Below are 20,557 nucleotides of genomic sequence, written 5' to 3' on the forward strand. Positions count from 1 at the left end.
GTGGGGCTTACTTGCCCTTGGCGGCTTCCTTGAGCTTGGAGCCCGCGGAGACCTTCACGCTGTAGCCGGCCGGGATGTTGATCGGGTCGCCGGTCTGCGGGTTACGAGCGGTGCGAGCGGCACGGTGGGTGCGCTCGAAGGTCAGGAAGCCGGGGATGGTGACCTTCTCGTCGCCCTTGGCGACGATCTCACCGACGGTCTCGGCGAGCGCGGCCAGCACGGCGTCGGCGTCCTTGCGAGTCACCTCGGCGCGGTCGGCCAGGGCGGCCACCAGCTCACTGCGGTTCATGTTGTTACTCCCGTGTTCTTCTTGCCTGTGAGGCGTGAGATCGAAGCCGATGCTGCCAGGGCCCTCGGACAGTCCCCGGACCCGGGTCTGTCGTCAGACCCTCGCGCCCGATTACGCATCCTGCCCCCACCTGCGGCGGTAACGCCAATCCGGCACCCTCCGGAGTCACACGAAAAGCGCCAGTGCCTCGTCGTGGTGACGTTCCGTCGACTCTCCGAAAGCGTTCCGCAGTGGATGCGGGGCTTGGCAGGACGCGCCGCCCGCCCACCCTAAAGGGGCGTTTGGGGCGCCGCGACCCGCGACGCGCCGTAGGCCGGACCGACGTGGGGCGCCGCGGGCGTGGACGGCGCCGACAGGAGCCGTGCCGGGTCCTGTCGGCGGAGCGGGGTCAGCCGAGGTCGCCCGAACCCGCCACGGCGCCGCCGGCCGCCTTCGCGGCGTCCCGGACGGCGCCGGCGACCGCGCCCGCGACCCGGTCGTTGAAGACCGACGGGATGATGTAGTTCGCGTTCAGCTCGTCCTCGGCGACCACATCGGCGAGGGCACCCGCCGCGGCGAGCATCATCTCCGTGTTGACGGTGCGGGACTGAGCGTCCAGCAGACCGCGGAAGACACCCGGGAAGACCAGCACGTTGTTGATCTGGTTCGGGAAGTCGGAGCGCCCGGTGGCGACAACTGCCGCCGTCTGGCGAGCGATTGCCGGGTCCACCTCGGGGTCCGGGTTCGCGAGCGCGAACACGATCGCACCCTCGGCCATGGCCGCGACGTCGGCGCCGTCCAGCACGTTCGGGGCGGAGACGCCGATGAAGACGTCGGCGTCCACGACGGCCTGCTTGAGGGTGCCGGTCATGGACTCCGGGTTGGTGTTGTCGGCGATCCAGCGCAGCGGCGAATCGGCGTCGGCGGAGACCAGGTCCTCGCGGCCGGCGTGCACCACGCCGTGGATGTCGGCGACGACGGCGTGCTTGACGCCCGCGGCGATGAGGAGCTTCAGGATGGCCGTACCGGCCGCTCCGGCGCCGGACATGACGACGCGTACGTCCCCAATTCCCTTGCCCACCACGCGCAGCGCGTTGGTCAGCGCTGCCAGCACGACGATCGCGGTGCCGTGCTGGTCGTCGTGGAAGACCGGGATGTCCAGGGCCTCGCGCAGCCGTGCCTCGATCTCGAAGCAGCGGGGGGCGGAGATGTCCTCCAGGTTGATGCCCGCGAAGCCGGGGGCGATCGCCTTGACAATCTCGACGATGGCGTCGGTGTCCTGGGTGTCCAGGCAGATCGGCCAGGCGTCGATGCCGGCGAACCGCTTGAAGAGGGCCGCCTTGCCCTCCATCACCGGGAGGGCGGCCATCGGACCGATGTTGCCGAGACCGAGCACGGCGGAGCCGTCCGTCACAACTGCGACGGAGTTGCGCTTGATGGTGAGGCGGCGGGCGTCCTCGGGGTTCTCGGCGATCGCCATGCAGACCCGGGCCACTCCCGGGGTGTAGATCATCGAGAGGTCGTCACGGTTACGGATGGGGTGCTTGGACGCCATCTCGATCTTGCCGCCGAGGTGCATCAGGAACGTACGGTCGGAGACCTTGCCCAGGACGACGCCCTCGATGCCGCGCAGGCCCTCGACGATCTCGTCCGCGTGCGAGGTGGAGGTGGCCGCGATGGTGACGTCGATCCGCAGCTTCTCGTGACCGGAGGCGGTCACGTCGAGGCCGGTGACCGATCCGCCGGAGGACTCCACGGCCGTGGTGAGCTGGGAGACCGCTGTGCCGCTCGCGGGCACCTCCAGCCTGACCGTCATCGAGTACGAGACGCTGGGCGCCGTTGCCATGGCCGAGTCCTTCGCTTTCCTTAGCTTCATTGCCGCGCGACCGGGGCGCTCGCCTCGGACACGCTTCCCGATCGTCGCACCTACTGGCCGGTAGCCGGTAATGACTGCCACTCTTCGGAAAGCAATTTCCACCATACGAGATATGACCGCTTCAGCGGAACCCCCAACCGGGCCCGGCTGGATTCGGTATCGGCCACCTACGCGGGTGGGGACGCCCGGTGCGCGGGACCAGGCCCCGCGCACCGGAACAGCCTCCGGAAACAAGAACAGACCCGCGCCACCGGAAGGTGACGCGGGTCTGTCTTCTTGGTCAAGCGGCACCGACCCGCCATGCTCGCCTCGCGGCAAGTGGTCGCTCGTAGCGACGAAGGTTGGGCCCGGGGGCTTGGATCGAGCCGGTGCCGACACCAGGCTAACAAAGACCCCGAAGAAGTGATTCCCCGCAGCACAAGTTGACCCGGAAAACAGTTTCGCCCGGGGTCCTCGCCGCCCCTGTCCGGCCCCGGCTCAGTCCCTCAGCAGGTCCGGGACACCGGCCTCGTCGGGCAGGTCCCGCTCCCCCGAGACCACCGTGAGCTGCTGCGTCGCACGCGTCAACGCCACGTACAGCACCCGCAGGCCGGCCGGGGACTCGTCCGCGATCTCCGCGGGCGAGACGACCACCGTGGCGTCGTACTCCAGGCCCTTCGCCTCCAGGCTGCCCAGCGCCACCACCCGCTCGCCGAGCTCGGCCAGCCAGGCGCGGGCCTGCGCCCGGCGGTTCATCGCGACGACCACACCCACCGTGCCGTCGACCTCGGCGAGCAACCGCCGCGCCTCCTCGCGCACCGAGGCGGCCAGATCGCCGTCCCGTACGGTCTCGAAGCGCGGCTTCACACCCGTGGAGCGGACCGCGGACGGCGACTCCATTCCGGGCATCGCCAGCGCCAGGATCTTCGAGGCCAGCTCGGCGATCTCCGCCGGGTTGCGGTAGTTGACCGTGAGGGTGAAGCGGCGGCGCGGCCGGCTGCCGAGTGCCTCGTCGCGCGCGCGGGCGGCCTCGTCCGGATCGGACCAGGAGGACTGCGCCGGGTCCCCGACGATCGTCCAGGTGGCGTGTCTGCCGCGGCGGCCGACCATCCGCCACTGCATGGGCGTGAGGTCCTGCGCCTCGTCGACGATGACATGCGCGTACTCGGTACGCTCCGCCGCCAGCCGCTCGGCGCGCTCGCGCTGGGTCTCCTCGCGCTGCGGCATCAGCTCCTCCAGACCGGAGAGCTGGTCCAGCGGGTCGAGTTCGCGCTTCTTCTTCGGCCGGTGCGGTGTGCCCAGCAGCGTCTGCAGCTCGTCGAGGATGGCCACGTCGTGCACGGACAGCGGCCCGTTCCCCTCGCGGTCGAGCCGCTTCAGGGAGCGGGCGAAGCGGCGCACCTCGCCCTGGTTGAGGACCCGGCGGGCCCAGCGGCCGAGCCGCTTCTCGTCGGCCATCGCGGCGAGCACTCCGCGCGGGGTGAGCTCGGGCCACCAGGCGTTCAGGAAGTCGAGGAAGACCGTCTCGGTGGAGACGTCCTCGTCGAAGGAGGAGCGCAGTTCGGCGGCGAGTTCGGGGTCGGTGTAGCGGCCCCGGCCCGAGGACTTGTTCCACAGGGCGTCCAGGAGCAGTCTGCGGGCGCGCGGGCGCAGCAGGTTGACCGGGGCGGTGCCGCCGAGGACGGACTGCCGGATGCGGTGCAGCTCGTCGGCGTTCAGCTCGACGCGGGCGCCGAACGCGACGACCCGCAGCCGGGTGGGGGTGACCAGGGCTCCATCGACTCCGTCGGCCCCGTCTGCACCATCTGCACCATCTGCACCATCTGCACCGTCGCCGAAGGACAGCTGGCCGTCCCGGTCCGCCGCCCTGCGGCGGGTGCCGGGCTGCTCCAGCGCGCCGCGGGACGCCTTGCGCAGCACCTGGAGCATCCGCGAGGAGCCCTTGATCCGGGCGACGCCGGGCTCGTCGTAGGTGGTGGCGCCCTCGACGCCGGCCGCCTCGTCGGAGAGCGAGCCGACGGCGCGGATCGCGACCTGCCCCTCCTCGCCCAGCGAGGGCAGCACGCCTTCGGTGTACGCGACCAGGAGCGGGGTCGGCGATACGACGAGGATGCCGCCCGCGTAACGCCGCCGGTCCTGGTAGAGGAGGTACGCGGCACGGTGCAGGGCGACGGCTGTCTTGCCGGTGCCGGGGCCGCCGGAGACCTCGGTGACCGAGGCGGCGGGGGCCCTGATCACCAGGTCCTGTTCGGCCTGGATGGAGGAGACGATGTCCCGCATGGTGTGGCTGCGGGCCTGGCCGAGCGCCGCCATCAGGGCGCCGTCACCGATGACGGGCAGCTTGTCGCCGCCCAGGCACGCGGTCAGCTCGGGGCGCATCAGGTCGTCCTCGACCCCGAGGACCTTGCGGCCCTTGGAGCGGATGACCCGGCGGCGTACGACCCTGCCGGGTTCCTTCGGCGTCGACCGGTAGAACGGTGCGGCGGCCGGTGCGCGCCAGTCGATGACCAGCGGCGCGTAGTCGGAGTCGAGGACCCCGATCCGGCCGATGTGCAGCGTCTCCGCGATATCGGCCGACTGGTCGTCGCGGACCGCGTCGTCGGCCGGTTCGACGGAGGTGTACGCGCCGTCCGGGCCGCGTTCGCCGTCCTTGCCGAGCAGCAGATCGATCCTTCCGAAGAGGAAGTCCTCGAACTCGCTGTTCAGCCGGTTGAGGTGGATTCCGGCCCGGAACACCTGGGCGTCACGCTCGGCGAGCGCTCCCGGGGTACCGACCTGGCCGCGTTTGACGGCGTCGTTCATGAGAAATTCCGCCTCGTGGATCTTCTCTTCGAGGCGGTGATAAACACGGTCGAGATGTTCCTGCTCGACACCGATTTCCCGGTCCCGCAACGAATCGACAGCGGCATCCTGCGCGGCCACCGAGGCCCCCTTCTGACGTGCATTGGGCAGCCGTCAACCTTATGCGAAGGGGGACCCGCCGCGCACCTGCCACGCATATCGAAATGGTCCGCCAGGGATCTCGGTCAGGCATCGACCTCCACCAGCCGCCTGCCGTCGAACGTGCGCACCTCGAAATGGTCGATGTCGCCCCGGTCCATGGCCGCGCCGCCATGGACAAGGAGCGGGTATTCCGCTCCCGGGTACGGGGAGTCCTCGATGCCGTACCCCCGCTCCGGCACGGACCAGGAGGTGACGACCTCCTCCTCACCGGTCTTCGACACCGCGATCAGGCGGCATTTCCGCGGACCCGTGACGTTCCTGAGCTCCAGCACGGTGCTGGTGCCCCAGGGCTTCTCCGCCATGCCGATCGTGGCGTCGACCCCGGTGGCGGGGTCGGTGGCCCGAACCTTCTCCGAGAAGGCGTCCTCGGCGGGGCCGGTGGGATACGGGCCGGCCACCGGCGTCGACGGGCCGCCGTCGCCGCTCGCCATGACCGCGGCCACCGGGCCGCCGATGATCAGCGCCGCTGCCGCCGCCACCAGATACATGGAGCGGCGCCTGCGCCGGGCCCGACCGGCCGCCACCTCGTCGACCAGCCGCTCCAGCACGCGAGGTCCGGGCTGCCCCGGTACGTACCGGACGGCGCGGACGCCGGGTACCGCGGCGGCCGAGGACTCGGAGAGCAGCGCGAGCACGGGTTCCAGGCCGGCGAACTCGTCGAGCCGGGCGGCGCACGGTTCACAGTCGGCCAGGTGCGCCTCGAAGGCGGACGCCTCGGCATCGTCGAGGACCCCGAGGAGGTACGCACCGGCGGCGTCGTGCCCGGAGAGGCCGGAGGGGCCGGAGGCGCCGGAGGGGCCGGAGGCGCCGGAGGGGCCGGAGGCGCCAGAGGCGCCAGAGGCGCCAGAGGCGCCAGAGGCGCCAGAGGCGCCAGAGGCGCCAGAGGCGCCAGAGGCGCCAGAGGCGCCAGAGGCGCCAGAGGCGCCAGAGGCGCCAGAGGCGCCAGAGGCGCCAGAGGCGCCAGAGGCGCCAGAGGCGCCAGAGGCGCCAGAGGCGCCAGAGGCGCCAGAGGCGCCAGAGGCGCCAGAGGCGCCAGAGGCGCCAGAGGCGCCAGAGGCGCCAGAGGCGCCAGAGGCGCCAGAGGCGCCAGAGGCGCCAGAGGCGCCAGAGGCGCCAGAGGCGCCAGAGGCGCCAGAGGCGCCAGAGGCGCCAGAGGCGCCAGAGGCGCCAGAGGCGCCAGAGGCGCCAGAGGCGCCAGAGGCGCCAGAGGCGCCAGAGGCGCCAGAGGCGCCAGAGGCGCCAGAGGCGCCAGAGGCGCCAGAGGCGCCAGAGGCGCCAGAGGCGCCAGAGGCGCCAGAGGCGCCAGAGGCGCCAGAGGCGCCAGAGGCGCCAGAGGCGCCAGAGGCGCCAGAGGCGCCAGAGGCGCCAGAGGCGCCAGAGGCGCCAGAGGCGCCAGAGGCGCCAGAGGCGCCAGAGGCGCCAGAGGCGCCAGAGGCGCCAGAGGCGCCAGAGGCGCCAGAGGCGCCAGAGGCGCCAGAGGGGCCGGAGGGGCCGGAGGCGCCAGAGGGGCCGGAGGCGCCAGAGGGGCCGGAGGCGCCAGAGGGGCCGGAGGCGCCAGAGAAGCTGTGTGAGCCACCCGGGCTGCGGGGGCCGCTGAGGCGGGTGGGGTCGGTCGGCCTGAGTCCGAAGGGCTCCCACTCGTGGTCGTCGTTCATGCCGTGATCCCCCTCTCCTCCAGTGCCAGCTTCATCGAACGCAGCGCGTAGAAGACCCGGGACCGTACCGTCCCGCTCGGGATGCCCAGCACTTCGGCCGCCTCGCCGACCGTGCGGCCCTTGAAGTAGGTCTCGACCAGGGCCTCCCGGTGCGCAGGGGTCAGATCGTCGAGCGCGTCGGAGAGCGTCATCAGCCACAGCGCCTTGTCCATCTCGTCCTCCGCGGGAACGGCCTCCAGCGGCGAGGCATCGACCTCGGGCGGCCGGGCCTGCCGGCTGCGGTGGCCGTCGATGACGATGCGCCGGGCGACCGTCACCAGCCAGGGGCGGACCGATCCGGTGGCGCCACCAAGCCGCCCGGCGTTTTTCCAGGCGCGGATGAGCGTTTCCTGCACCACGTCCTCGGCGCGCTGCCGGTCGCCGGCGACCAGGCGGAGCACGTACGCGAACAGGGGCCCGGCATGTTCGCGGTAGAGCGCCCGCATCAGCTCCTCGTCCGGGGCGGCGGCGGGCGACGTGTACGGAGACGTGGGCGTGGACGGGGGCGGCTCGCTGCGATGTCGAGCCCTGTGCGGACGATCATCGGCCACGGCCGCATCCTTGCGCACCCGCACCTCCTGGTCGAGACCCTGTGGAGCTCCTCGGTCATCGAATACGGGGTCGGCCGCGATCTGTTCAAACCGGCCTCAGGATTCTTTACGGCACGGTCGCGTCCGGCACCGCAGCAGCCGCGTCCGGTACCACCACGGCCGCCGCCCGGCGCCGGTGCCGGGCCACCCGCTCGCGGTTCCCGCAGACCTCGCCGGAGCACCAGCGGCGTCGGCGCCCGCGCGAGGTGTCCAGGTAGAGGCGGCGGCAGTTGTCGGCCTCGCAGCAGCGCAGTCCGGCCCGTGCCACGGGGTCGGTGAGGAGTTCCACGGCGTCGCGGGCGACGACAGCCAGCAGTGCCCCGCACTCCGGGTCGGCGCTCAGCGTCCGCACCAGCTTGCCGCCCCTGCCGCGCACGGCCCGCAGGCCTGGTGGTGCCTCGGCGGCGAGCGCGTTGACCCGTTCCAGGGCGCTCCCGGCGCCGCGGCCGCCGAGCTCGGCCGTCAGCAGCCGGTCGACCCCGGTCCGCAACTGCCGGAAACGCACCACCCAGGTCTCGTCCACGGCGTCGAGGTGGGTGCCGCTCGGTACGAGTCCGGCGGCGACCAGCCAGTCGGCGAGCCGCTCGGCGCAGTCGAGCAGTTCACACGCGCCGCTGGTGCCGATCCCCGTCGCCACCAGGTCGAGGCAGGGCCGACCGGAGTCGAACCGCCAGTCGCACGAACTCTTGCCGGCCGCCATGCGCATGTCACCGCCTCGGGTCACCGGTGGGGTCTCCCCCAGGGTGCCCCTCGCGGGGCCCGCCCGGAACCCCTGCTGCCCCACGGGTCGTCGCACGCGGGGCCACAGCGGTGCACGGGCCGTACGGTGTCCGGACCGGACTCCGGCAGCGCGGAGGTGGGCTACTGGACGGCGGCGCCCGCCCGCGGCCGCGGGGTCGCGCCGCTGGCACTCCGGGCGCTCGGCGACTGGGCGTTCGAAGCGTTCGCCGGGGACGGGCTGATGCGGCTGGAGCTGCTGCACCAGGTGGACAACGAGGCATCGTGCCGGGTCGCGGAGAAGAGCGGATACGGCTTCGCGGAGGTGCTCCCGGCGCGGCCGCCGTGGCCACGCGACGGGCACCTGCATGTGCGGCTGCGTGCCGGAGATGCCCGGTAGCCGTCCACGGGTGCCCCGGCAGCCGTCCTCCCCCGGCCCCGCAGCCATCCGCCCCCGGCCGGTCGCTCAGCCCGTCGGCGGGCCGTCGTGCAGGATCCGCTGGAACAGGCGGTGGTCGCGCCACTCACCGTTGATGTGGAGGTAGCGCGGGGCCATCCCGAACTGCTCGAAGCCGCACTTGGCGAGCACCCGCTGCGAGGCGACGTTGTCCACCACCGTCCCCGCCTCGACCCGGTGCAGGCGCAGCCCGTCCCTGGCCACCTCGCAGATCCGCTCCACGGCGGCCGTGGCGAGACCGCGGCCCGCGTACTCGACATCGACCCAGTAACCGAGCGTCCCGCTGCGGAACGGCCCGAGCACGATGCCGTTCAGGTTGAACGCGCCGATTGCCCGGTCCTCCTCATCGGCGAGCACCCACGACATCACCCGCCCCGCGTCGCGGTCCGCGAGCACCCCGGCCAGCCGCTCCCGCTGCCCCTGCTCGGTGTAGAAGAAGTCGGGCCGCACGGGCTCCCAGGGCTGCATGTACGCGCGGCTGCGGGTCAGCGAGACGGCGAGGGAGGCGGCGTCGGCCGGGGTGACGGGACGGAGTCGTACCTCCGTGTCGAGCCGGTGGATGTCATGGGTCATCCCCGCACGCTATCCCGGTGCGATCCCGGCTCCACGCCTGGCCCAACGCCTGCCCGCGCCCGTCTCACCCCTCCCCGTGCCGTCTCACTGCTCCGCGTGCTCCTGCTCCGCCAGGGCCGCCAGCCGGTCGAAGGTGCGGATCAGCTCCGCGCGTCTGTCCTCCTTGTACCCCTGCTTGGGCTCCAGACCGTCGATGGTCCGCTCCCACACGTCCAGGAACGTCTTCTTCCAGCCCTCGACCACCGCCGGCTCCGGCACACTCACGCCGACGTGGTCCTGCTCCGCGATCAGGCACAACAGCTCGACATTGCACGGCACGGCGACGCCCCAGTAGTCGTCGGGCTCCAGGCCGACCGGGTCGCCGGCCATCGCCTCCTCGATCTCCGAGACGAGTCGTCCGGTGATGCCCGACAGGTGATCCGCAGCCGTGTCACTGTCGAAATTCCCGCTGCCCCAGGTACCCACGGGGCCCCCTTCCACTGGTCTTTCCTGCCTGTCCCCGTTCTACCAAGGGGCACTGACAACGGGACCTGCGACAGGGACCGGCACCAGGGCCGCCAACGAGCCCGGCAACAGGCCCTAGCAGTCCTCGCCGTCCCCCGCCGGGTCCAGCGCCAGCCGGTAGCCGCGTTTGACGACCGTCTGGATGAGGCCGGGTGCCCCCAGCGCCGTACGCAGCCGCGCCATGGCCGTCTCCACCGCGTGCTCGTCGGTGCCGCCGCCGGGCAGTGCGCGCAGCAGGTCGGCGCGGGCCACCACCCAGCCCGGCCGGCGGGCCAAGGTATGCAGCAACGCCATTCCGGCGGGCGGCACCATGCGCGGTTCGCCGTCGACGATCACGGTGTGACCCCGGATCTCGACCCGGTGCCCGGCGACCGGCAACGCGGGGGCCCTGGCCGGGAGTTCCTGGCACAGCAACTGGACGAGCGGGGCGATCCGGAAACGTTCCGGCTGGACGGTTTCGATGCCGCGGGCCTGCAGCGGCAGAGCGGTGACCGGTCCGACGCAGGCCACGAGGACGTCGTCGCGCAGCGCGCTCAGGAGCTCCGGGAGCAGCCCGTGTTTCTCGGCCCGGCCGAGCAGCGAGGCGGCGGCCGGTGCGCTGGTGAAGGTGAGGGCGTCCAGGCCGCGGGCCAGGGTGATGTCGAGCAGCCGGTCGAGCGGGGCGATGTCCTCGGGGTCCGTCCAGCGGTAGACGGGTACGGCGAGGACCTCGGCGCCCGCGGCGCGCAGCGACTCGATGAAGCCGGGGAGGGGTTCGCCGTGCAGCTGGAGGGCGATACGGCGGCCCGCCACGCCCTCGTCCAGGAGCCGGTCCAGCACCTCGGCCATGGACTCGGAGGCGGGTGACCACGCCTCGGTCAGCCCGGCGGCCCGGACGGCGCCCTTGGCCTTGGGGCCGCGGGCCAGCAGTTCGGCGCCGCGCAGGGCCTCCAGCAGGTGCTCGCCGAGGTTCCAGCCCCCGGCCGCCTCGATCCAGCCACGGAAGCCGACCGCGGTGGTGGCGACGACCACATCGGGGACGGATTCGATGATTTCCCGGCTGGCGGCGAGGAGTTCGCCGTCGTCGGCGAGCGGCACGATCCGCAGGGCGGGCGCGTGCAGGACCGTGGCGCCCCGTCGTTCCAGCAGCGCGCCGAACTCCTCGGCGCGCCGTGCGGCGGTGACCCCGACGGTGAAGCCCGCGAGGGGCCCGTGCTGTTCGTCCTCGTGCATGTGGTCTTCCCGGCTCTCGTCCCGCTGCTGCCCGATGATGCCGAGGGGCGAGCCTGCCAATGATGCGTGACAGGGCTGGTTCACCCGTATTTCCCGCCCGTTACGTCGCATGACACCGAGCGGTCACGATCCTGCCCCGGCACCGCTGAGCAGCCGCTTCCCAGGCACACGGCCGGGCACGGGCTCGGCGGGATCCGGCCCGGCGAAGGTATACACGCGGTTGACGACGGTCCCCCGGTCGACGACCGGCACGGTCAGGTGGGCTTCAGCATCAGGGACGCGTCGGGCCCGGGAAGCCAGCTGCCGCCGGGACGCACCAGCCAGCCCTCCTCGGCACCCAGTCGATCCGCGGCCTCGCGCAGGGCGTCGAGACCGGGGTGGCGCAGCCCCTTGCGCCAGACCAGCAGGAGCGGCGAGAGCGGCACGGGCCGGACCAGCGGACGCACCACGGTGCCCGGGATCGGGGGGAAGTCGACCACGGCGAGAACAGGGTGCCGGGACTTGGCCATGACCCGCTGGAACTCGGCCACGCCTATCGCGAGCGGGGCGGGCGGCGCCAGTTCGATGCCCCACTCGGCGAAGAGCAGCCGGGCGAGGTCCGTCCACTCCTCCGTGCGCGGGTTCCCGGCGCCCGCGTAGACGGTCTCACCGGCCAGGTCGTCGAGTGCGACGGCCTCGCGCGCGGCGAGCGGGTGGTCGTCGGGGAGCAGCACCGCCATCGGCTCGTACCGCACCGGCTGCACGCCCAGCCGTGCCCGTACCGCGGGGTCGAGTCCGGCGGCGCGGCCGAAGGAGACATCGAGCCGCCCGGCGAGGATCTCGTCCGCCGCCCAGGTCAGGCCGCTCTCGAAGCGCGCCATGAGCTCGCACGCCGGGGCCAGTTCCCGGGCTCGGGCGAGCACCCGGGAGGCCGCCATGCCGTCGGTGTTGAGGTCGACGAAGAGCGGCCGGGCGGCGGGGTCGGCAAAGGCCGCGGCGAGATCGGCGTGCGCGTCCAGCACCCGTCGGGCGTGCGGCAGGAGCCGCTCGCCGTCGGCGGTGAGGGCGACCTGCCGGGTGGTCCGTACGAACAGATCCGCGCCCAGCTCACGCTCCAGCCGCCGGATGTCGCGGCTCAGTGCCTGCTGGGCGATGTAGAGCCGGGCGGCGGCGCGGGTGAAGTGCAGCTCCTCGGCCACCGCGACGAAAGCGCGGAGCAGCCGCGGGTCGGTGTGGGAGTGGGCGGTACGTGTCTGGGTGCCCGGATCGGCAGCGGAGGAGGCCACACCAGAATTTACAACACAGGTGCGTCAATCGGTACGGAGAAGGTGTTGGACCCCGGGGACCGCGCGCCCCGAGGCTTGATCCATGCCGTACGAGAGAACCCCCGCCACCGGCCCCATGCTCGCCGTCTCCGGTGACCTGCTGGTCATCGCCCCGCGCACCGCCCCCGCCCGGCGGGCGTCCACCAATCCGTACCGCAGGCTGCTCGCCACCCCGGGCGCCCGCGCCTTCACCGCCGGCAATCTCCTCGCCCGGCTGCCCATGGGAATGTTCAGCGTCAGCGCGGTCATCATGATCGCCGGTTCGCGCGGCTCGTACGCCCTGGCCGGAGGCGTCACCGCGACCGGCCTCGCCGCCACGGCCGTGGTCGCCCCCTGGACGGCCCGGCTCGTCGACCGGTACGGACAGGCCAGGGTCGCGGTGCCCGCCACCGCGATCGCCGCGCTCGGCTCGCTGGCCCTGCTGCTCTGCGTGCACTACGACGCCCCGGCCTGGACCCTCTTCGCCTCCTACGCCGCGACCGCCACCACCCCCAACACCGGCGGCATGTCCCGGGCCCGCTGGGCCCATCTGCACCGGGGCGACCCGGCCGCCCTGCACACCGCGAACTCCTTCGAACAGGCCGCGGACGAGCTCTGTTTCATGCTCGGCCCGGCCCTCGCCGCGCTGCTGTGCGCGGCGCTCTTCCCGGAGGCCGGAACACTCGTCGGGGCGATCCTGCTGATGACCGGCGTGCTGATCTTCGCCGCCCAGCGCGCCACCGAACCACCGGTGGCGCCCCGCACCCACGCGGGCTCCCCGCTCCGCACCCGGGGCATGCCTGCGCTGCTCGCCGCCTTCCTCGCCACCGGCGCGGTCTTCGGCGCGATGGAGGTCGTCACGATCGCCCACGCCGGGGGCGCGATCCTGGCACTCCAGGCGGCCGGATCGTGTGCGGCGGGACTGCTCTACGGCTCGCTGCGCCCGGCCGCGGACATCCGGCGCCGGCTGCTGATCTGCCTGACGGGGATGACGGCGCTGATGTCCCTCCCCCTGCTCGCCGCCGCCTCGACCCCTTCCCTGCCCGCCCTCGCCGGCGCACTGCTGCTGGCCGGCGCGGCGACGGCGCCGACCATGGTCACCGGGATGACGCTGGTGCAACGCCTCACCCCGGAAGCCCAGTTGAACGAGGGCATGACGCTGGCCGTGACCGCACTCCTCGGCGGCATCGCCGCAGGTTCGGCGACCGGCGGCTGGATGGTGGAGCACGCGGGACAGGTGACGGGCTACGTCGTACCGGTCTGCGCGGCGGCACTGGCACTGACCGTCGCGGCGGCCGGGGTCCGGGTCCCCCGGAACCGATGACCGGCACAAGAACGAGGACCCCGTTGCCGATGGGCAACGGGGTCCTCGTTCACATGGGAATTGTGGAGATGGCGGGAATCGAACCCGCGTCCAACGGTGCAGAATCAGGGCTTCTCCGTGTGCAGTTCGCTGCGCTTTTCTCAGCCCCGGAGATCACGCGAACAAGTCTCCGACGGGCTCAGCCACTGTTTGATTTCCTTCCAGGCCCCGTGACCGGGTCTAGAAGTTTAGATCCCTTGATGATGCCAGGATCCGGGTCGGGATCACCCCCGGGCTGACACTTCGCAAGTCGCTACTTAGGCAGCGAGGGCGAAGGAATCGCGCTTGGTGTTGGCGATTATTGGTTGCGACATATGGTTTACGAGATCATTGCCGCTTCCTCGACACGCTTCCCCTGCTTCGACATCCGCTGTCGAAACCGATCATCCCCATGTTGTTTTTTCAAATGCGCGCACCCGCTGTGGGGTGCAGTGCCATCGTACGTGACCAACGCGCGACGATGCCAGCCTATTCCTGCCGACGCCCGGCGAGACCCGGCGGAGCCCGGTCCTACGCGCTCCGCTGACGCCTGCGCGCCGCCGAGATCGCGCGGTTGGTCTCCCTCGTGTCCTGCTTCTCGCGGAGGGTCTGGCGCTTGTCGTACTCCTTCTTGCCCTTGGCGAGCGCGATCTCGACCTTGACCCGGCCGTCCTTGAAGTACAGCGCGAGCGGCACGATCGTGTGGCCGGTCTCGCCCGACTTCGACTCCAGCTTGTCGATCTCGGCCCGGTGCATCAGCAGCTTGCGCTTCCGCTTGGCCGAGTGGTTGGTCCAGGTCCCCTGCACGTACTCGGGCACATGGATGTTGTGCAGCCAGGCCTCGCCCCGGTCGATCTGGACGAAGCCGTCCACCAGGGAGGCCCGGCCCAGCCGCAGCGACTTGACCTCGGTGCCCATGAGCACGAGACCGCACTCGTAGGTGTCCAGGATGTGGTAGTCGTGCCGCGCCTTCTTGTTCTGCGCGATGAGCTTGCGCCCTGTGTCCTTTTCCTTAGCCATAGTGCGGCCATTTTCGCACTACGACCCACCCCCGAGGCCACTCAATACTGTTTCGGCCCGCTGCTCGGCCCCGGAGCCGACCGCGAGGTCCGGGGTGATGCCCCGGCCGTCGACGCCCCGGCCCGCCGGGGTGCGGTAGTGGCCGACGGTCAGCTCGGCCACCGAGCCGCCCGGGAGCTTGCTGGGCATCTGGACCGAACCCTTGCCGAAGGTCCGCGAGCCGACGGTGACGGCGCGGCCCCGGTCCTGGAGCGCGCCGGTGAGGAGCTCGGCGGCGCTCATCGTGCCGCCGTCGACCAGGACGACGAGGGGCCGGTCGGTGTCGCCGCCCGGCTGGGCATAGAGGGCGCGCTGCTCGCCGTGCACGTCGTACGTGGCGACCAGGCCGCCGTCCAGGAAGGCGGAGGCGGCGGTGACGGCCTCGGTGACCAGTCCGCCGGAATTGCCGCGGAGGTCGAGGAGCACCCCGGCGTCCGACGGCGCGCCCCGGACCGCGTCACGGACCTTGGCGCCCGAGCCCCTGGTGAACGAGTCGACCTCGATCATGACGGCCCCGGAGGAGGCGGAGGAACCCGAGGAGGCGGAACGGGGTGGTCCGATTCGTCGCACGGTCACGGGCTCGGTGGTGAGCCTGGCCCGGCGCAGCGTCTCGGTCCGCAGGTCGGCGCCGCGCCCGACCTCCAGGACGACCGTGGTGCCCGCCGCGGCCTCCGTACGGTCCCCGCGCAGCAGGGCGACGACCTCGGCGACGGGGCGCTTGTCGACCCGGTGGCCGTCGATCGTACGGAGCAGGTCGCCGGGCTCGATGCCGGCCCGGTCTGCGGGACCACCGGGCTGCACCCGGGCCACCTCGACCTGCCCGTCGGCGGAGCGCTTCGCGGCGAGCCCGACACCGGTGTACGAGCCGTCCAGGGCCTGCTCGAACTCCTCGTACTGCCGCTCGTCGTACACCGCGCCCCAGCGGTCGCCGCTACGGCTGACGACCTCCTGGGCCGCCTCCTTGCCGGACTTGCCGTCGGCCACGGCGCGGGCGGCGGCGTCGGCCACCTCTTCGTGGTCGACGGTGGAGGCGACGGAACGGGTCGCGAAGGCCTCGGAGTTCGCGTTGCCGCGCGGCAGCGAGCCGGTGACCACCCCGGTGGCCAGCACGCTCGCGAAAACCAACGTCAGGGCCGCCCCGCGGCGCACGCCGCGGGGCCCGAAACACTGCGTGGGGCCCGACATGTCGCCGAGTCTAGGACAACGCCCCCTGGGCGCACGGCCGGTTGGCCGCGCGCCCAGGGGGCGCATGTCACACCTTGAGGTACTTGCGGAGCGCGAAGAGCGCGGCAACGGCGGGCATCAGCAGGCCGATTGCCAGGACCAGGGGCAACTTGGTGAAGACCGCGTCCCAGCCGATGAAGTCGATCAGATTCAGCTTGCTCTGGAGTTCCAGACCGCCGTCGATCAGGAAGTACCGGCCCGCCAGCAGCATCACGCAGGCCAGGACACCGCCGATGAGACCGGCGAACGCGGCCTCCATGATGAACGGCATCTGGATGTAGAAGCCGGAGGCCCCGACGAGCCGCATGATGCCCGTCTCGCGCCGTCGGCTGAACGCCGACACCCGGACGGTGTTGACGATCAGCATCAGCGCGATGACCAGCATCAGCGCCATCACGAAGAGGGCGGCCACGTTCATGCCGTTCATCAGCTGGAAGAGGTTGTCCAGGATGCTTCTCTGGTCCTGGACGGACTGCACCCCGTCACGGCCGGCGAAGGCGGTGGCGACGACCTTGTACTTCTTCGGGTCGTGGAGCTTGACCCGGAACGACTCCTGCATCTGGTCCGGCGTGATATTGCCCGCCATGGGCGAGTCGCCGAACTGGTCCTGATAGTGATCGAACGCCTCGTCGGCCGTCTCGTGCGTGACCGTCTGGACGGCGTCCATCTTCTTGAGGTCGTCCTCGATCTGCTCCCTCTGCTCCTTGGTGACAGCACCCTTGGCGCACTTGGGAGTCGAGGTCACATCACTCTTGCTGCAGAGGAAGATCGAGACGTTGACCTTGTCGTACCAGTAGTCCTTCATCGTGCTGACCTGCTCGCGCATGAGCAGCGCGCCGCCGAACAGGGCGAGCGAGAGGGCGACGGAGACGACGACGGCGAAGGTCATCGTGAGGTTGCGACGGAGGCCGACGCCGATCTCCGACAGGACGAACTGGGCGCGCATGGCGTCCTTTCAGTGCTCGATGCTCAGTGCTGGTAGCCGTAGACGCCGCGGGCCTGGTCACGTACGAGACGGCCCTGCTCCAGCTCGATGACGCGCTTGCGCATCTGGTCGACGATGTTCTGGTCGTGGGTCGCCATGATCACGGTGGTGCCGGTCCGGTTGATCCGGTCCAGCAGCTTCATGATGCCGACGGAGGTCTGCGGGTCGAGGTTGCCGGTCGGCTCGTCCGCGATCAGCAGCATGGGGCGGTTCACGAACGCCCGCGCGATCGCCACGCGCTGCTGCTCACCACCGGAGAGCTCACCGGGCATCCGGTCCTCCTTGCCGCCGAGGCCGACCAGGTCGAGAACCTGGGGCACCGCCTTGCGGATCTCACCGCGCGGCTTGCCGATGACCTCCTGCGCGAACGCCACGTTCTCCGCAACGGTCTTGTTGGGGAGGAGCCTGAAGTCCTGGAACACCGTGCCGAGCTGGCGGCGCATGTGCGGCACCTTCCAGTTGGACAGGCGCGCGAGGTCCTTGCCCAGGACGTGGACCATGCCCTGACTGGCGCGCTCCTCGCGGAGAATGAGTCGCATGAAGGTGGACTTGCCGGAGCCGGATGAGCCCACCAGGAAGACGAACTCGCCCTTCTCGATATCGAGAGACACATCCCGTAGAGCGGGACGGCTCTGCTTCGGGTAGGTCTTGGAGACGTTGTCGAATCGGATCACGGATGCACCACGGTCGGCCGGGAGTAGGTGTGCGTGACCATACGCGACCCGGACTGAGGCGTGCAGGCGCGCGTCCGAGGATGGGCGATTTATGGCGGAACGGTACCGGCCGGAAGCGGGTCCGAAGCGCGACGGAACGGGCGATGCCCGGCGGGCCGCGCCGAAATCCGCGCGAGCTGGCACAGTGGTAGGGGGAACAGTTGCGTTTCCCTGAGCGTTGTGCGGAGAGAAGGCGTATGCGGCTCCGCCGCGCGGGAGGAGGAAAAGCGCATGACCTATGACCGACTGGTGTGCGCGAACTGCGCGGCGCCCGTCAACGAGGGCCGCTGCCCCGTGTGCCGGGCAAGCCGCGCACGGCTGCAGCAGGAACAGGGGCAGGGAATGTTCGCCGGGCTGAACCCGGCGATGCTGGTGGCCCTGCTGGTGGTGCTGCTGGGCGCGCTGGCACTGCTGGCGCACCAGACCGTGTAGCCAAGCGCTCCGTCTGTCGGCCCGCAGGCGCCGGTACGTGTACGCGGAGGGGCCCGGGATGCCGATCGGCGTCCCGGGCCCCTCTGTGCGTATCTGTTACCGCGGGTGGCCCTTAGGCGACCGTGCGGCCGTTCATCAGGCGCGGCAGGATCCGGAAGCCGATGCCTCCGGCGATCATCGTCGCGGCGCCGACCAGCAGGAACGTGGTCTCGGCGGCACCGGTCTCGGCGAGCTCGTCCTTGCCCTTGCCCTGCTCGACCGGCTGGTTGCCGGCGGAGTCGGGAGTGGTGTTGTCCGCGCACTTCGCGCCGTCGAGGTCGACGGTGCAGGTGTTGGCGTCGTCGCCGCCGGTGGTGGAGCCGGTGGTGCCGCCGTTACCGGTGGTACCGCCATTGTCCGTGCCACCGTTACCGGAGGTGCCGGAGGAACCGTTGCCGCCGTTGCCGTTGCCACCGTTGTTGCCGTTGCCGCCGGACTGGTGGCCGCCGTTGCCGTTGCCGCCGTTGTCCTGGCCACCGTTGTCGGTGCCGGCGTCGGTACCCGCATCGGTACCGGCATCGGTGCCCGCATCGGTACCGGCGTCCGTACCCGCGTCCGTACCGGCGTCGGTCCCGGCGTCCGTGCCCGCATCGGTACCGGCATCGGTACCGGCATCGGTGCCCGCATCGGTCCCGGCGTCCGTGCCCGCGTCCGTACCGGCATCGGTCCCGGCGTCCGTACCCGCATCGGTACCGGCATCGGTGCCCGCATCGGTCCCGGCGTCCGTACCCGCGTCCGTACCGGCATCGGTCCCGGCGTCCGTACCCGCATCGGTACCGGCATCGGTGCCCGCGTCCGTACCGGCGTCCGTGCCGGCGTCGACGCCGCCGCCCACGTCACCGCCGTTGGACTCGCCCGCGGGAGACTTGATGTCGGCGTCGATCCCCAGACCGCCCTCGTCGACCTCGGCCTTCGTGGACACAACGCCGAGGTCGACATCGATACCGACCGCCGAAGCCGCACCGGCGGCGGTGAGCGAGGCGCCCGCGGCGATGACCGCACCTGCGGCGATCCGCGCGACGCGGACTCGCGTCTTCTTCGTCATGTGCTGCTACCCCCAGTAGCTGTTCTCGTCAGTGGAGCAGCCATATGCGGGCCCCGGCTCTCCGGAGTTCGCTCCGAACGGCGCCACACAGAGCCGTGGTCATGCCGCCCGCCCCCGTTCACACCCGTCCCAGACATACGCATGCTGCCCTAGCACCCTGTCCACAGTTAAGGACTACGTCAAGGCCGTTCCGTGCAATATGAACTGGTTCGTGCACAGTTGACCTTCATTCGGAATCACGACTGTGACGCACTCACCACGACACCCACGCAACCAAGGCCCCAACTTCCCCTCGGGAACGGCCCCGTACCCGCCCCGACGAAAGCGGCGGTGCCGGAAACCCCGTGGGGTTCCGGCACCGCCGTGAAGAGTTCGGGAACGGGCCGCCGGGCCCGCCCGCTTGCTTCTCCTACTTCTCCCGCTGCTTGCGCCAGCGGATGCCCGCCTCCAGGAACCCGTCGATCTCGCCGTTGAAGACCGCTTCCGGGTTGCCCATCTCGAACTCCGTACGCAGGTCCTTGACCATCTGGTACGGGTGCAGGACGTACGACCGCATCTGGTTGCCCCAGGAGTTGCCGCCGTCGCCCTTGAGAGCGTCCATCTTGGCCTGCTCCTCCTGGCGGCGGCGCTCGAGGAGCTTCGCCTGGAGGACGTTCATCGCGGATGCCTTGTTCTGGATCTGCGAGCGCTCGTTCTGGCAGGAGACGACGATGCCGGTCGGGAGGTGGGTCAGACGGACCGCGGAGTCCGTGGTGTTGACGCCCTGACCACCGGGGCCCGACGAGCGGTACACGTCCACGCGCAGCTCGGACTCGTCGATCTCGATGTGGTCGGTCTGCTCGACCACCGGCAGCACCTCGACGCCCGCGAAGGACGTCTGGCGGCGGCCCTGGTTGTCGAAGGGCGAGATCCGGACGAGCCGGTGGGTGCCCTGCTCGACGGAGAGCGTGCCGTAGGCGTACGGCACCTGGACGGCGAAGGTGGTCGACTTGATGCCGGCCTCTTCCGCGTACGACGTCTCGTAGACCTCGGTCTTGTAGCCGTGCCGCTCGGCCCAGCGGACGTACATGCGCTGGAGCTTCTCGGCGAAGTCGGCCGCGTCCACGCCACCGGCCTCGGCGCGGATGTTGACCAGGGCCTCGCGGGAGTCGTACTCGCCGGAGAGGAGGGTACGGACCTCCATCTCGTCGAGCGCCTTCCGCACGGACTCCAGCTCGGACTCGGCCTCCGCCAGGGCATCGGCGTCGCCCTCGTCCTGGGCGAGCTCGAAGAGGACTTCGAGATCGTCGATCCGGCCGCGGAGGGCCTCGGTCTTGCGGACCTCGGCCTGGAGGTGCGAAAGCTTGCTGGTGATCTTCTGCGCCGCCTCGGGGTCGTCCCAGAGGGAAGGCGCGGCCGCCTGCTCCTCGAGCGCGGCGATGTCCGCCCTCAGCGCATCCAGGTCCAGGACGGCCTCGATCGACCCCATGGTCGAGGAGAGGGACTTCAGCTCTTCGGAAATATCGACGACTGCCACGGGTCCAGCGTAACGGCTGTCGGCACGGACGTTCCTCGGGCCGCAT

18 protein-coding genes, 1 other RNA gene and 1 pseudogene are annotated in these 20,557 nt (G+C 71.2%); 3 read left to right on the plus strand and 17 right to left on the minus strand.

All coding sequences use genetic code 11. The features are described 5' to 3' along the window. Nucleotides 1-7: 7 nt before the first annotated feature. The 6 genes from OG978_RS15930 to OG978_RS15955 form a co-directional block, all read right to left on the minus strand. Nucleotides 8-289 carry an HU family DNA-binding protein gene (locus OG978_RS15930; protein ID WP_003968811.1) on the minus strand — a complete coding sequence of 94 codons (282 nt, stop codon included), beginning with the start codon at nt 287-289 and terminating at the stop codon, nt 8-10. 388 nt (nt 290-677) lie between these two features. Continuing rightward, nucleotides 678-2,114 carry an NAD-dependent malic enzyme gene (locus tag OG978_RS15935; RefSeq protein ID WP_326765865.1) on the minus strand — a complete coding sequence of 479 codons (1,437 nt, stop codon included), beginning with the start codon at nt 2,112-2,114 and terminating at the stop codon, nt 678-680. A 507-nt stretch (nt 2,115-2,621) separates the two neighbouring features. Further along, nucleotides 2,622-5,045, minus strand: a complete 2,424-nt coding sequence (locus OG978_RS15940) for a HelD family protein (RefSeq protein ID WP_326765866.1) — start codon at nt 5,043-5,045, stop codon at nt 2,622-2,624. Nucleotides 5,046-5,149: 104 nt separating this feature from the next. Continuing rightward, entirely contained in the window at nt 5,150-6,781 is a 1,632-nt protein-coding gene (locus OG978_RS48305; RefSeq protein WP_442817694.1) for an anti-sigma factor family protein, read from the minus strand. Further along, the gene (locus OG978_RS15950) at nt 6,778-7,395 is read right to left on the minus strand and encodes a sigma-70 family RNA polymerase sigma factor (protein ID WP_326765867.1); all 618 of its coding nucleotides are present in this window, start codon (nt 7,393-7,395) and stop codon (nt 6,778-6,780) included. The genes OG978_RS48305 and OG978_RS15950 overlap by 4 nt, the downstream gene beginning before the upstream one ends. 82 nt (nt 7,396-7,477) lie before the next feature. After that, a complete protein-coding gene (locus OG978_RS15955; RefSeq protein ID WP_326770043.1) occupies nt 7,478-8,110 on the minus strand; it encodes a CGNR zinc finger domain-containing protein in 633 nt (210 codons plus the stop codon). A 135-nt stretch (nt 8,111-8,245) separates the two neighbouring features. Here OG978_RS15955 and OG978_RS15960 point away from each other — a divergent pair. Beyond that, nucleotides 8,246-8,527 (plus strand): annotated as a pseudogene (locus OG978_RS15960) (GNAT family N-acetyltransferase); the annotation flags it as partial. A 66-nt stretch (nt 8,528-8,593) separates the two neighbouring features. Here OG978_RS15960 and OG978_RS15965 read toward each other — a convergent pair. The 4 genes from OG978_RS15965 to OG978_RS15980 form a co-directional block, all read right to left on the minus strand. After that, a complete protein-coding gene (locus tag OG978_RS15965; RefSeq protein WP_326765868.1) occupies nt 8,594-9,157 on the minus strand; it encodes a GNAT family N-acetyltransferase in 564 nt (187 codons plus the stop codon). 84 nt (nt 9,158-9,241) lie between these two features. Beyond that, nucleotides 9,242-9,622 (minus strand): DUF4259 domain-containing protein, encoded by a 381-nt coding sequence (locus OG978_RS15970; protein WP_326765869.1) that lies wholly within the window; start codon nt 9,620-9,622, stop codon nt 9,242-9,244. 114 nt (nt 9,623-9,736) lie between these two features. Then, the gene (locus tag OG978_RS15975) at nt 9,737-10,873 is read right to left on the minus strand and encodes a uroporphyrinogen-III synthase (protein ID WP_326765870.1); all 1,137 of its coding nucleotides are present in this window, start codon (nt 10,871-10,873) and stop codon (nt 9,737-9,739) included. A gap of 254 nt (nt 10,874-11,127) precedes the next feature. Next, the gene (locus OG978_RS15980) at nt 11,128-12,138 is read right to left on the minus strand and encodes a LysR family transcriptional regulator (protein ID WP_326765871.1); all 1,011 of its coding nucleotides are present in this window, start codon (nt 12,136-12,138) and stop codon (nt 11,128-11,130) included. 82 nt (nt 12,139-12,220) lie between these two features. Here OG978_RS15980 and OG978_RS15985 point away from each other — a divergent pair, with 82 nt between their 5' ends. Continuing rightward, on the plus strand, nt 12,221-13,480 hold the full coding sequence (locus OG978_RS15985) for an MFS transporter (protein WP_326765872.1): 1,260 nt from the start codon (nt 12,221-12,223) through the stop codon (nt 13,478-13,480). Between the two features lie 60 nt (nt 13,481-13,540). On the opposite strand, the gene ssrA is transcribed toward OG978_RS15985, so the two are convergent. The 5 genes from ssrA to ftsE all read right to left on the minus strand — a co-directional run bounded on the left by ssrA (nt 13,541) and on the right by ftsE (nt 17,440). Further along, nucleotides 13,541-13,910, minus strand: a transfer-messenger RNA (tmRNA) gene (gene ssrA / locus OG978_RS15990). A 119-nt stretch (nt 13,911-14,029) separates the two neighbouring features. After that, nucleotides 14,030-14,518, minus strand: a complete 489-nt coding sequence (gene smpB, locus OG978_RS15995; protein ID WP_124723236.1) for an SsrA-binding protein SmpB — start codon at nt 14,516-14,518, stop codon at nt 14,030-14,032. Nucleotides 14,519-14,536: 18 nt separating this feature from the next. After that, a complete protein-coding gene (locus OG978_RS16000; protein WP_326765873.1) occupies nt 14,537-15,742 on the minus strand; it encodes a S41 family peptidase in 1,206 nt (401 codons plus the stop codon). A gap of 67 nt (nt 15,743-15,809) precedes the next feature. Then, on the minus strand, nt 15,810-16,727 hold the full coding sequence (ftsX, locus tag OG978_RS16005) for a permease-like cell division protein FtsX (RefSeq protein ID WP_326765874.1): 918 nt from the start codon (nt 16,725-16,727) through the stop codon (nt 15,810-15,812). 23 nt (nt 16,728-16,750) lie between these two features. Continuing rightward, entirely contained in the window at nt 16,751-17,440 is a 690-nt protein-coding gene (ftsE, locus tag OG978_RS16010) for a cell division ATP-binding protein FtsE (protein ID WP_124723233.1), read from the minus strand. Nucleotides 17,441-17,710: 270 nt separating this feature from the next. Between ftsE and OG978_RS16015 the strand changes: the two genes are divergently transcribed. Then, on the plus strand, nt 17,711-17,911 hold the full coding sequence (locus OG978_RS16015; protein ID WP_326765875.1) for a hypothetical protein: 201 nt from the start codon (nt 17,711-17,713) through the stop codon (nt 17,909-17,911). A 112-nt stretch (nt 17,912-18,023) separates the two neighbouring features. On the opposite strand, the gene OG978_RS16020 is transcribed toward OG978_RS16015, so the two are convergent. Next, entirely contained in the window at nt 18,024-18,995 is a 972-nt protein-coding gene (locus OG978_RS16020) for a hypothetical protein (RefSeq protein WP_326765876.1), read from the minus strand. Between the two features lie 409 nt (nt 18,996-19,404). After that, nucleotides 19,405-20,511 (minus strand): peptide chain release factor 2, encoded by a 1,107-nt coding sequence (prfB, locus tag OG978_RS16025; RefSeq protein ID WP_326765877.1) that lies wholly within the window; start codon nt 20,509-20,511, stop codon nt 19,405-19,407. Nucleotides 20,512-20,557 lie beyond the last annotated feature (46 nt).

Origin of the sequence: Streptomyces sp. NBC_01591, assembly GCF_035918155.1 — a bacterium.
In the GTDB taxonomy this organism is placed as follows: domain Bacteria; phylum Actinomycetota; class Actinomycetes; order Streptomycetales; family Streptomycetaceae; genus Streptomyces.